This is a genomic window from Streptomyces sp. NPDC033180 (assembly GCF_055577645.1).
Map to the genome: position 1 here is coordinate 679,009 of NZ_JBVIPU010000002.1, position 12,113 is coordinate 691,121.

Consider the following 12,113-nt stretch of genomic DNA (forward strand, 5'->3'; position numbering starts at 1 on the left):
AGGTCAGTCCTTTCACGCCTGGGCCGAGGCGGCGGACGCCGCACCCGATGTGGCGGCCGGCGCTGTGCCCGGGGCGGCGGACGCGGGGTCAGGCGATTCGCCGCCCACCTCCGCCGCACCCGCGTCGTCCGGCAGCTTCAGGAAGAGTGCGAGCACGGTGCTCACCGCATGCATCCCCGCGAAAATCCAGACCACCCCTGTGACACCGAGCGGCCCGACGAAGACCGCGACGACGGCGGGGCCGACGAAGGTGCTGGCGCCCGCGCCCAGGTTGAGCGCGGCGAGCGCCTGCCCCTTGTGCCGCGGCTCCAGCGAGGGCACCAGTGCCGAAAGGGGTACATATCCGGCCAGCGTAGCCCCGTAGAGAGCGGCGGCGGCCAGTGCCAGCGGGAAGTTGTCGCCGGCGGCGTTCGGGACGTAGAAGAGCAGCAGCGTACTGAGGGTGCATCCCGCGCCACCGAACCAGGCGATGGTCCGACGCCAGCCGACCCGGTCGCCCACCACGCCGAAGAGCAGGTTCGCGAAGATGTTGGTGGCGAACATGGCGCTGAGCAGATGCAGCCACTCGGTGAGGCTGAAGCCGACCGTCTTCGTGAAGTGGATCGGCATGATCACGAAGAAGCCGAACTGCGATGCCGTGTTGATGACCCGCGCGAGCGATCCCGCGCCGACCCGGGGATTGCGCCACAGGACCGTGACGCTGCCGACGAGGGTGGCGAGCGGCCCCTCACCCTCACCGCGCGACCGCTTCCCGCCCCGGTCGTCGCGGACGAGCAGCAGGGCGACGAGACCGCCCGCCGCTACGAGGACCAGCGCGGACCACAGCGTGGCGTAGGCACCGATCCGCGGAATGAGTCCGCCGGCGACCAGTGAACCCAGGGTGGGCAGACCGCCGGTGAAGGCGAACCAGTACCAGCCCATGGCCGTGCCGAGCCGGGCGCGCGGCGCCACCGAGGCGATCCAGACCAGGAACCCGTAGGCGAACAGCGGGTAGCCGAGGCCGCGCAGGCCGTACCCGAGCATCATCAGCGGATAGCTGGTCATCGGGATGGCCAGGACGAGGAAGAGGAGCTGGAAGACGCCCCAGATGCCGAGACCGGTCCACATGACGCGGCGCGGGCCCCACAGGTCGGACAGCACTCCGGAGAGCCAGGCGGCGATGGCCGCGGCGCCTCCGTAGACGGTGAACAGCAACGCGACGCGGGGCTGCGAGATGCCCTCGTCGACCAGGTACGGCGAGAGATAGCCGGACTCGACCCCGTCTCCGATCATGAAGAGAAGCAGCCCGAGGTAGCCCCAGGCGAGGGTCGGCGGGATACCCAGGCGTGTGATCAGCGAACGCGGAGGAGGGGACGGAGGGGTCGGCATCGACTCTCCCCTTTCAGCGGCGGAGGCAGGTGTCTGCGGTGCGGGCAGGTGTCCGCGGTGGGGGCTGCAGGGACGGACGAGCTGATGGAACAGCTGGCCGGAAAGGCGAGTCAAGGGCGGCCGGAATCTTCCCAGCGGAGCGGGCACCTGCCGTGTTGCGTCGTGGCGGAGCCGCTCGCGGACGCCGCTCTCCTCGACGGAGGAGCGATAAATCCGTGCGAACATAACGCGGCGAGTTCACACACGTACCGCCCGGATGGCAGGGAGCGGACACCGGAGGGAGCACCGCGATGGACCGTGTCGAGGCGCAGGAGGAGCGGCGGCGGCAGATGCGCGAGGCCGTCATCGGCCGCGGCTTCGTACGCACCGCCGATCTGGCCGATGAGTTCGGCATCAGTCTGATGACCGCGCATCGCGATCTGGACGCCCTTCAGGCGCAGGGCTGGCTGCGCAAGGTCCGAGGCGGTGCGACCGGGCTGCCGTCGGCGCAGTTCCACGGCAGTGTCGCGGAGCGGATGGCCACCATGGCGCAGACCAAGCAGCTTCTCGCGCGGGCCGCGGCGACCCTGCTCGTGCCGGGCCAGACCGTGCTGCTCGACGACAGCACGACCTGTCTGCTCCTCGCGCACCAGGTCACCGAGCACACCCCGCTGACCGTGCTCACCAACTCGCTGCCGGCCATCACCACACTCGCGAAGGAACCCGGCATCTCGCTGATCACGCTGGGCGGCGCGTACTTCCCGGCGTACGACGCGTTCATGGGCCTGCACACCGCGGACGCGGTCCGTGCCTTTCGCGCCGACGTCCTCTTCATGTCCACGACGGCCGTCACCAACGGCCGCTGCTACCACACCTCACCGGAGACAGTGCAGGTCAAGCGGGCGATGATGGAGTGCGCGACGCGACGGGTGCTGGTCGCGGACCACACCAAGTTCTGCAAGGACGGTCTGTACGCCCTCGCACCGCTGACCGACTTCGATCTGCTGATCGTGGACGACGGCCTGGCGGCGGAGCAGGTACGGGCGGTGCGGGCGGCCGGCACCGAGGTGATGGTGGTACCCGCCCGCGATCAGTAAGGGTCAACTCCCGTTTGTGTCCTAGTGCTTTGCGCCCGGTAGATCCGATGTCAGGTAGGAGATGACCATGTCCCCCAGCATCGTCCGGTAGTGCTCACGGCGCGGCGGCTCGGTGAGGTCGCGGCCGAAGAGCGTACGGAAGGTGTGCCGGTTGGAGACGCGGAAGAAGCAGAACGAGCTGATCATCGCGTGCAGGTCGACGGCATCCACGTCGGCCGTGAACACGCCCTGCTCGCGCCCGGTTTCGAGGATCGAGGCGATGACGTCGATCGCCGGAGAGCTGAGGGAGGCAAGACTCGGTGAGGCACCGATGTGCTTCGCCTCGTGGATGTTCTCGATGCTGACGAGGCGGATGAAGTCCGGGTGTGCCTCGTGGTGGTCGAAGGTGAGCTCGGCCAGACGCCGGATGGCGGACACCGGGCCCAGATGCCCGACGTCGAGCTGCTGCTCCTCGTGCCGGATGACCTTGTACGCCCGCTCGAGGACCGCGGTGAACAGCTGGTCCTTGCTGCCGAAGTAGTAGTAGATCATCCGCTTCGTGGTCCGCATGCGGGCGGCGATCTCGTCCACCCTGGCCCCCGCGTACCCCATGCGGGCGAACTCCTCGGTGGCCACGTCGAGGATCTCCCCCCGCGTACGGGCCGCGTCCCGGGTTCGCTTGACGGGCGGGGACGGCGGGGGGACTGCGGCGGCCATGCGGCTCCTCAGGGCGGACTCATCGGCGCCGGTCAGTCTAATGCTGGTGAAAATGCTGAGCCGCGAGCCGTACGGCCGCGTTCCGCGCCCCGTAGCCCCGGTAGCCGCCCGTGCGTTGCACCAACTCGAAGAAGACACGCCCGACCGTGGCGGTGTAGCAGTGGAGGAACTCCCCGTTCTCGTCGCGGTCGTAGAGGATGCCGAGCTCCGCGAGGGTGGCCAGGTGCTGCGGGTCCAGTTCGTAGCGGGCGTCGAGGTCGTCGTAGTAGTTGGCGGGGATCGGGAGGAGGCCCGTGCCCGTTTCGCGGACGCGGCGGGCCGCTCCGACGATATCGTCCGTCGCCAGCGCGATGTGCTGGAGGCGGCTGCTCTCGGCGTCGGGTGCCGGTGCGATGTTGAGGACGATGCGCACACCGCCGTCGGGGGACGCGACGGCGCGGCTGCGCACGAGGCCGTAGGGATCGGCCAGCTCGAGGCTGTCGTCCGGCTCGAGGCCCAACACGCCCCGGTGGAACAGCGATGCCTCGTCGAACTGGTGCCAGGGCTGGGTGAGGGCGATGTGGTCGATGTGGCGGACGATCGCGGGCGGTTCGCCAGTTTCCTCCCCCGGCAGGGCGCGCGACGGTACGTCGACGAAGTCACCGGTCCAGCTGGGGTGGTGGGGCTGCTCCGTGCGGCAGAAGAAGAACTCCGTGCCATCGGGTGCGGCCACCGCGTCCAGCGGTGCGTCCCGCGGCCCTCGGCGCCTCGGCACCACAGGTGCGAGCAGCTCCTCCGCGCGCCGTGCGGCTCGCTCCGGGTCGGGGGTCTCCACGCCGACGGCGGTCAGAGCCGGGCCTTGACGACGGCCGCCGGCGCCGGCACTGGCGCCGGTGTTGAGCAGAATCCTGGCGTCCCCCTGTTCCCACAGCTCGACCGGCTTCCAGGTGTGCCGTGCGGTGTGGGCGAAGCCGAGGGACTCGAGGACTCCGCGCAGTGGTTCGGTGTCGGCCGCGGTCAGCTCGGCGAAGGCGAACCCGGAGGGCGCGGCCGCGGTGGGGAGCGCGGAGAGACCGGCCGACTCCTCCAGAAGGAGCAGCGAGCGGAGCGCGTCGACGGCGGTGGAGGCCGCCCCCGCCTGCCGGAAGACGTCGTTGAACACTTCGAGGGACAACGGCCCTTGGTATCCGGCCCGCACGGCGGCGGCCACCAGAGGGACGAGGTCGAAGCCGCCCTGGCCGGGGAAGCAGCGGTAGTGCCTGCTCCACTGCAGGACGTCCATCGCCATCAGGGGCGCGTCCGCGAGCTGGAGGAAGAAGATCTTCTCGCCGGGGATGTCCGCGATGCCCTTGGGGTCGCAGCCGCGGGAGAGGATGTGGAAGCTGTCGAGGCAGGTACCGAGGGCCGGATGATCCGCCTGTTCGACGATCCGCCAGGCGTGGTCGTACGTGCTGACGTGCCGGCCCCAGGCCAGGGCCTCGTAGGCGATACGGATGCCGTGGGCCGCCGCCCGGTCGGCGAGCAGCCGCAGCTGCTCGGCGGCGAGCGCGTCGTCGTCGACCGACTCGGGGGCGACGCTGGAGCAGACGAGGAGCAGGTCCGCGCCCAGGCGCTCCATCACGGCGAACTTCCGTTCCGCGCGCCGCAGATTGCGGGCGAGAACATCGGCGGGGACGGCCTCGAAGTCGCGGAACGGCTGGTAGAGGTCGATGCCGAGACCCAGATCCGCACAGCGAAGGCGCACCTCCTCGGGGCTGAGCGGGCCGCCGAGCAGGTCGTTCTCGAAGATCTCCACGCCGTCGAATCCGGCGGTGGCGACGGCGGTGAGCTTCTCGGACAGCGGGCCGCTGAGCGAGACGGTGGCGATCGATTTGCGCATGGTGTCCTCCTGTCGGGCCGGGACGTCAGGCCGCCGGGAAGGCGGCCAGATCGCCGAGGTCGGCGAGCATTGGTCCGGTGTGCGGTTCGAGCCCGGTGAAGAGCCGGAAGGCGTCGGCCGCCTGGAAGACGGCCATGCCGCCGCCGTCGAGTGTGCGGCACCCGATGGCGCGGGCCTCGCGCAACAGGCCGGTCTCCAGCGGCCGGTAGACGACTTCGGCCACCCAGAGTCCGGGCCTGAGCAGCGTGACAGGCAGGGGCAGGCCCGGGTGCGCGAGCATGCCGGTGGGTGTGGCGTGGACGAGGCCGTCCGCGGCGGCGACGCGTCCCGGTATCTCGGCGGTCGGCGCGGACATGGCGCGACCCGGCCCGAAGCGCGAGGTCAGCGCGGCGGCGAGGGTGGCGGCACGGGCCGGGTCGGTGTCGACCAGGGTGATTCGGTCGACGCCGAGGTTCAGCAGGGCGTGCGCCACCGCGGCGCCCGCGCCGCCCGCGCCGAGTTGCACGACATCACCGGTCGGCGCGTCGGCAAGGCCGCGGGCGAAGGACTGGGCGAAGCCGGTGGCATCGGTGTTGTGCCCGATGGCACGTCCGTCCCTGAAGACGACGGTGTTCACCGCGCCGAGTTCGGCGGCGTCGGGGGCGAGCTCGTCCAGGTGCTCGATGACCAGCTGTTTGCAGGGGTGGGTGATGTTCAGGCCGTCGAAGCCCAGGCGCTGGGCAGCGTGCACCAGCTCGCCGACGGCGTCGGGTGCGACGCCGAGTACGTCGATGTCGAGGGTGCGGTAGATCAGGCGCACACCGTGCCGGTCCGCCTCGCGTTCGTGCAGGGCGGGGCTCAGGGAGGGGCCGATACCGGAGCCGATCAGGCCGGTGAGGTACGAGGTCATCGAGAGTTCCTGTGGGTCGTCTTGGCGGGGTCGATCACGAGGTCGCGGCAGGGGGAAAGGCTCAGAGAGCGGCGGCCTCGGGCTGCGTCGTCGGCGCCTTCTCGTCCCCGGTGCGCAGCCCCAGCTCGGCCGTGGGCACACGGTGCGTCTCGCGCCCCGTGGTCACGGCGATCGCGCAGATCGCGCAGAAGGCCGCGGTGAAGATCGCGACGCCGAGCCAGCCGTCGCCGTCGGGACCGTCGATCTGTGCCGCGAAGGTGACCGCGAAGCCCGCGATGGCGAAGCCGATCTGGGTGCCGATGGCCATGCCGGAGAGGCGGACCCTGGCGGGGAACATCTCGCCGTAGAACGAGGGCCAGATGCCGTTGGCCGCGCTGTAGACGACACCGAAGAGCAGCACTCCGGTGACGAAGACCAGCGGGTAGCTGCCGGTGGAGATCGCCCAGAGGTAGACGAAGATCATGCCCCCGCTGCCCAGCGCCCCGACGAGGAAGACGGGCTTGCGGCCGATCCGGTCCGACAGCTTGGCCCAGAGCGGAATGGCGAGCAGCGCCACCGCGTTGGCGCTGCCGGCGACCCAGAGCATGCCGGTCTTGTCGAGGCCGACCGCGTCACTCGTGGCGTACGAGAGGGCCCAGACGGAGAAGATCGTGCTGACCGTCGCGATCAGCGCGGCGGCGACCACGCGCAGTACGTCTGCCCAGTGGTCCCTGAGCAGCTCCGCCAGCGGCATCTTGGCCACCTTCCGGTCGGCGGAGACCTGTTGGAAGACCGGGGTCTCGTCGAGGGTGCGGCGGATGACGTATCCGGCGACCGCGACGAGGGCGCTCAGCAGGAACGGAATGCGCCAGCCCCAGCTGTGGAGCTGCTCGTCCGGGAGCGCGGCGACCGGCAGGAACACCAGGGTCGCGAGGAGCTGACCGGCCTGGGTCCCGTTGAGGGTGAAGCTCGTGTAGTAGCCGCGCCGGTGTTCCGGCGCATGTTCCAGCGTCATCGCGTTGGCACTGGCCTGCTCACCGGCCGCTGACAGGCCCTGGAACACCCGCATCAGGACGAGCAGCACCGGAGCGACGGTGCCGACCTGCGCGTACGTGGGCAGACAGCCGATGAGGAAGGTGGACAGACCCATCAGGATCAGCGTCCAGACCATGATCTTCCGGCGGCCGAGCCGGTCACCGAAGTGGCCGAGGACGAGAGCTCCGAGGGGACGGGCGGCGTAGGCGACGCCGAAGGTCGCAAGGGAGATGAGGGTGGCGGTGGCCGGGTCGTCCGGGTCGAAGAAGACCTTGGGGAAGACGAGGGCCGCGGCGCTGCCGTAGATGAAGAAGTCGTAGTACTCAAGGGCGCTGCCGATCCAGGCGGCGAAGGCGGCCTTGCGCGGCCTGCCCTGCGGCTTGCCCTGCGGCGGCGGGGCCGAAGGCTGGTCGGCCTGCGGGTGAGCGGACACGTGAACTCCTCGGGGAGAGCAGCCCGGCCGCGAGCGGGGCGGGCTGCGAGGGGACGTAGTTAACGCACTAGATAGTTAATTAACGTGGCAGTGATGCTCGCCCGCCCCTCGGGCCGTGTCAATACATCCGGGCGTAACAGCTGCGCCCGGGGCGGCCGCCGCGCAGAGCACTGCCGACCACACAGGCATTTCACGCTCGCCGTGCTTGCTCGTCTCCTTCGCGGCATGGGGCTGGCGACGGAGGCTCCTGCCCGCCTCGGCTTGCGGTAGCGCTCGCCGCTGTGGGCTGTGTGACCATCTGGCGGGGCGCGCTTTTCGGCACGAAGGAATGCAGGACGGAGTGCACGAGCATCGGCTGGATCGGCCGGGTGCTGTTGCCGTGGCTGCGCACGGACTGGTGGCAGCCTCTGGTGGCGCTACTCGTCCTGAGTGCGCTGGCGGGTCTGTTGAGCGGCTCCCTCGTCATGGGAGCGAGGGCAGGCAGCAGCTGGTGGAAACGCCGCCAGGAACGCGAGCACCGGTCGCACGGGTCAGCGGCGTACCCGTGGCATCCCCAGGCCTATCCAGGAGATGATCTCGCGCTGGATCTCGTTGTTGCCGCCGCCGAAGGTGAAGATGACGGCGCTGCGGTAGCCGCGCTCCAGCTCTCCGTGGAGGACCGCGCCCGCGGAGCCTTCCTTGAGCGAGCCTGCCGCGCCGACGACTTCCATGAGCCAGGCGTACGCGTCCCTGCGCGCCTCGGAGCCGTACACCTTCACGGCGGAGGCGTCCTGGGGGGTGAGGGTGCCCTCCTGGACGGCGTTCACCATCTGCCAGTTGAGGAGCTTCATCGCGTCCAGCTTGGTGTGCGTCCTTGCCAGACGCCCGCGCACCCAGCCGAGGTCGATGACGCGGCGGCCGTCGGCGAGCTTGGTGTCGGCGGCCCAGCGCTGCACGTTGTGGAAGGCGCGGATGGCCATGGTGCCGTGCGCGGCGAGCGTGACGCGTTCGTGGTTGAGCTGGTTGGTGATGAGCCGCCAGCCCTTGTTCTCCTCGCCCACGCGGCGCGAGGCGGGCACGCGGATGTTCTCGTAGTAGCTCGCCGTGGTGTCGTGCGAGGCAAGGGTGTTGATGATGGTGCAGGAGTAGCCGGGGTCGGAGGTCGGCACGAGGAGCATGGTGATGCCCTTGTGGGGCGGGGCCTTTGGGTCGGTGCGGACGGCGAGCCAGACCCAGTCGGCGGTGTCTCCGTTCGTGGTCCAGATCTTCTGGCCGTTGACCGTGTAGTGGCCGGTGGCCTCGTCTCCCTCGCGGACCGCCTTGGTCTTGAGCGCCGCGAGGTCGGTGCCCGCGTCCGGCTCGCTGTAGCCGATCGCGAAGTCGAGTTCGCCGGAGAGGATCTTCGGCAGGAAGAACGCCTTCTGCTCCTGAGTGCCGAACTGCATCAGAGTCGGCCCGACGGTGTTCAGGGCCATCAGAGGCAGCGGGACGCCGGCCTGGGCGGCCTCGTCGAAGAAGATGAACTGCTCCATCGGGGAGAGCCCGCGCCCGCCGTACTCCTTGGGCCAGCCGACGCCGAGCCAGCCGTCGGTGCCGAGGCGGCGGATGGTCTCCCGGTAGAACTGCTTCTGCGCGGCGGGGTCGGCGTACCGGGCGTACGCGTTGTCGGGCACCAGCTCGGCGAAGTACGTGCGCAGTTCGGTGCGCAACTGCCGCTGCTCAGGCGTGTATTCGAGGTGCACGGCCCCTCCTGCTTTCGCTGGCTCTCCGGGCTTGGGCTTGGGCTTGACGGCGCACACAGTAGAACGCGTTTCAGAAATAGGGAATGGCGGTGACGGAAGCGCCGTGCGCTGCGCGCGCGTGGGCGGCAGATGGTTCGGCGTCCGGCCCGGCGCCCGCAAGCCCGGCGCGTTCGGCTAGGCCCCCGGGCCACCCGCGGAGTACAGAACCTGCGCCGCGCCCCATTCGACGAAGGCCTCCGTCTGCTCCATGCCGATCGACTCGAGCAGCCGGCGCGACCGGGTGTCGGCCTCCTGCGTGACCGCGACCACCTCCGAACCGCCGGGGGTGGTCGCTTCACGCACCCAGGCGACGGCGGCGGTGACGGCCTCACGGCCGTATCCGAACCCCCAGTGTTCGGGCAGCAGTTGGTACGACACCTCGGTCCGCCCGGCACGACGCGAGTCGGGTTCCAGCTGCAGCCCGCCGATCACCGAGCCGTCCGTGCACAGCGTCACGCTGAAGGCGCCGCGCACACCGACGCAGTGCTGCTCGCGCACGCGAAGTGTCTCCTTGTCGACCGGCCCGCCGAGGTGGCGGCGGACGTCCGTGTCCGTCCAGAGCCGCACCATGGCGGGGATGTCGCCGGCCTCGATCGGGCGCAGGACGAGACGGTCCGTGGTGAGGGTGGCGGGCCAGGGGAACATGCTCGGTGATCGCGACATGGGCCCGATCCTGCCGGACCCGCCCGCCGCACGCGCGAACAGGTCCGCCCCGGCAGCGAGTTCGCTGCCGGGGCGGACCTGTGTCAGCCGAAGTCGCCTCAGCCGAGAAGGCCGAGCGCCTTGTTCAGCGTGGCGGACGGGCGCATGACGGACGCCGCCTTGGCCTCGTCGGGCTGGTAGTAGCCGCCGATGTCGGCGGGCGAGCCCTGGACGCCGTTCAGCTCGTCGACGATCGTCTGCTCCTGCTCGACCAGCGTCTTGGCCAGCGGGGCGAACTCCTTGGCGAGCTCCGCGTCCGCGGTCTGCTTGGCCAGCTCCTGGGCCCAGTACATGGCCAGGTAGAAGTGGCTGCCGCGGTTGTCGATGCCGCCGACGCGACGGGTCGGCGACTTGTCCTGCTCCAGGAAGGTCGCCGTCGCACGGTCGAGGGTGTCGGCAAGGACCTGGGCGCTGGCGTTGTCCGTGGTCTGCGCGAGGTGCTCGAAGCTGGAGGCCAGGGCGAGGAACTCGCCCAGGCTGTCCCAGCGCAGGTAGTTCTCGCGGACCAGCTGCTGGACGTGCTTGGGGGCGGAGCCGCCCGCGCCCGTCTCGAAGAGGCCGCCGCCGTTCATGAGCGGAACGATCGAGAGCATCTTGGCGCTGGTGCCGAGCTCCAGGATCGGGAACAGGTCGGTGAGGTAGTCACGGAGCACGTTGCCGGTCACCGAGATGGTGTCCTCGCCGCGGCGGATGCGCTCCAGGGAGAACGCCGTCGCGTCCACCGGCGACATGATCTCGATCTGCAGGCCGTCGGTGTCGTGCTCGGGCAGGTACGCCTTGACCTTCTCGATGAGCTGCGCGTCGTGCGCGCGGGTCTCGTCCAGCCAGAACACAGCCGGCGAGCCGGTCGCGCGGGCGCGGTTGACGGCCAGCTTGACCCAGTCGCGGATCGGGGCGTCCTTGGCCTGGCACATCCGGAAGATGTCGCCGGTGGAGACGGCCTGCTCCAGGACGACGTCGCCGGCCTCGTTCAGGACGCGCACCGTGCCGGGCGCGGCGAGCTCGAAGGTCTTGTCGTGGCTGCCGTACTCCTCCGCCTTCTGCGCCATGAGGCCGACGTTGGGCACCGAGCCCATCGTCGACGGGTCGAAAGCGCCGTTGGCGCGGCAGTCGTCGATGACGACCTGGTACACGCCGGCGTAGCTGGAGTCGGGCAGCACCGCGAGGGTGTCGTGCTCGCCGTCGTCCGGGCCCCACATGTGGCCGGAGGTGCGGATCATCGCGGGCATCGAGGCGTCGACGATGACGTCGGAGGGCACGTGCAGGTTGGTGATGCCCTTGGTGGAGTCGACCATCGCGAGCTCCGGGCCCTCGGCGAGCTCGGCCTCGAAGGACGCCTTGATCTGCTCGCCCTCGGGCAGCGCGTCGAGGCCGTTGAGGATGCCGCCGAGACCGTCGTTCGGGCTCAGGCCCGCGCCGGCGAGCGCCTCGCCGTACGCGGCGAACGTCTTGGGGAAGAAGGCGCGCACGACGTGGCCGAAGATGATCGGGTCGGAGACCTTCATCATCGTGGCCTTCAGGTGCACGGAGAACAGCACACCGTCGGCCTTGGCCTTGGCGATCTGCGCGGTGAGGAACTCACGCAGCGGACCCACACGCATGACGGAGGTGTCGACGACCTCGCCCGCGAGGACCGGTACGGACTCACGCAGGACCGTGGTGCTGCCGTCCTCACCCGTGAACTCGATGCGCAGCGTGTCGGCCTCGGCGATGGTCGCGGACTTCTCGGTGGAGCGGAAGTCGTCCACACCCATGGTGGCGACGTTCGTCTTCGAGTCGGCCGTCCAGGCGCCCATGCGGTGCGGGTGCGCCTTGGCGTAGTTCTTCACCGAGGCCGGGGCGCGGCGGTCGGAGTTGCCCTCGCGCAGGACCGGGTTGACGGCACTGCCCTTGACCTTGTCGTAACGGGCGCGGATGTCCTTCTCCGCGTCGGTCTTCGGGTCCTCCGGGTAGTTCGGCAGCGCGTAGCCCTGCGACTGGAGCTCGGCGACGGCCGCCTTCAGCTGCGGGGTCGAGGCCGAGATGTTCGGCAGCTTGATGATGTTCGCGCCGGGCGTCTTGGCCAGCTCGCCCAGCTCGGCGAGTGCGTCATCGATGCGCTGGCTCTCCTCGAGGAACTCGGGGAAGAGAGCGATGATGCGCCCCGCCAGGGAGATGTCACGGCTCTCCACGGCGACCCCTGCCGTCGAGGCGTAGGCCCTGACCACCGGCAAGAACGAATACGTCGCGAGGGCCGGGGCCTCGTCGGTCTGGGTGTAAATGATGGTCGAGTCAGTCACCGGGTGCTCCGCTCCACGTCTGCAACATTGCTCGACAT

General features: G+C 69.9%; 9 protein-coding genes. 1 reads left to right on the plus strand and 8 read right to left on the minus strand.

What is annotated here, in order from left to right:
* Window positions 1–12: 12 nt before the first annotated feature.
* Window positions 13–1,368 (minus strand): MFS transporter, encoded by a 1,356-nt coding sequence (locus ACZ5WE_RS09750; protein ID WP_467684095.1) that lies wholly within the window; start codon window positions 1,366–1,368, stop codon window positions 13–15.
* Window positions 1,369–1,658: 290 nt separating this feature from the next.
* Between ACZ5WE_RS09750 and ACZ5WE_RS09755 the strand changes: the two genes are divergently transcribed.
* Entirely contained in the window at window positions 1,659–2,444 is a 786-nt protein-coding gene (locus tag ACZ5WE_RS09755; RefSeq protein WP_467684094.1) for a DeoR/GlpR family DNA-binding transcription regulator, read from the plus strand.
* Between the two features lie 21 nt (window positions 2,445–2,465).
* Here the strand turns inward: ACZ5WE_RS09755 and ACZ5WE_RS09760 are convergent, their stop codons facing one another.
* From ACZ5WE_RS09760 to ACZ5WE_RS09790, 7 genes are all read right to left on the minus strand, one after another.
* A complete protein-coding gene (locus tag ACZ5WE_RS09760; protein WP_467684093.1) occupies window positions 2,466–3,140 on the minus strand; it encodes a TetR/AcrR family transcriptional regulator in 675 nt (224 codons plus the stop codon).
* Window positions 3,141–3,177: 37 nt separating this feature from the next.
* Window positions 3,178–4,998 (minus strand): bifunctional sugar phosphate isomerase/epimerase/4-hydroxyphenylpyruvate dioxygenase family protein, encoded by a 1,821-nt coding sequence (locus tag ACZ5WE_RS09765; RefSeq protein WP_467684092.1) that lies wholly within the window; start codon window positions 4,996–4,998, stop codon window positions 3,178–3,180.
* A 25-nt stretch (window positions 4,999–5,023) separates the two neighbouring features.
* On the minus strand, window positions 5,024–5,887 hold the full coding sequence (locus ACZ5WE_RS09770) for a shikimate dehydrogenase (RefSeq protein WP_467684090.1): 864 nt from the start codon (window positions 5,885–5,887) through the stop codon (window positions 5,024–5,026).
* Window positions 5,888–5,948: 61 nt separating this feature from the next.
* The gene (locus ACZ5WE_RS09775) at window positions 5,949–7,334 is read right to left on the minus strand and encodes an MFS transporter (protein ID WP_467684088.1); all 1,386 of its coding nucleotides are present in this window, start codon (window positions 7,332–7,334) and stop codon (window positions 5,949–5,951) included.
* Between the two features lie 530 nt (window positions 7,335–7,864).
* Window positions 7,865–9,055, minus strand: coding sequence for an acyl-CoA dehydrogenase family protein (locus ACZ5WE_RS09780; protein WP_467684086.1), 1,191 nt, complete (start codon window positions 9,053–9,055; stop codon window positions 7,865–7,867).
* 174 nt (window positions 9,056–9,229) lie between these two features.
* Window positions 9,230–9,757 (minus strand): GNAT family N-acetyltransferase, encoded by a 528-nt coding sequence (locus ACZ5WE_RS09785; protein ID WP_467684085.1) that lies wholly within the window; start codon window positions 9,755–9,757, stop codon window positions 9,230–9,232.
* Window positions 9,758–9,855: 98 nt separating this feature from the next.
* Window positions 9,856–12,075: an NADP-dependent isocitrate dehydrogenase gene (locus ACZ5WE_RS09790; RefSeq protein ID WP_467684083.1), complete on the minus strand. Its 2,220-nt coding sequence runs from the start codon at window positions 12,073–12,075 to the stop codon at window positions 9,856–9,858.
* Window positions 12,076–12,113 lie beyond the last annotated feature (38 nt).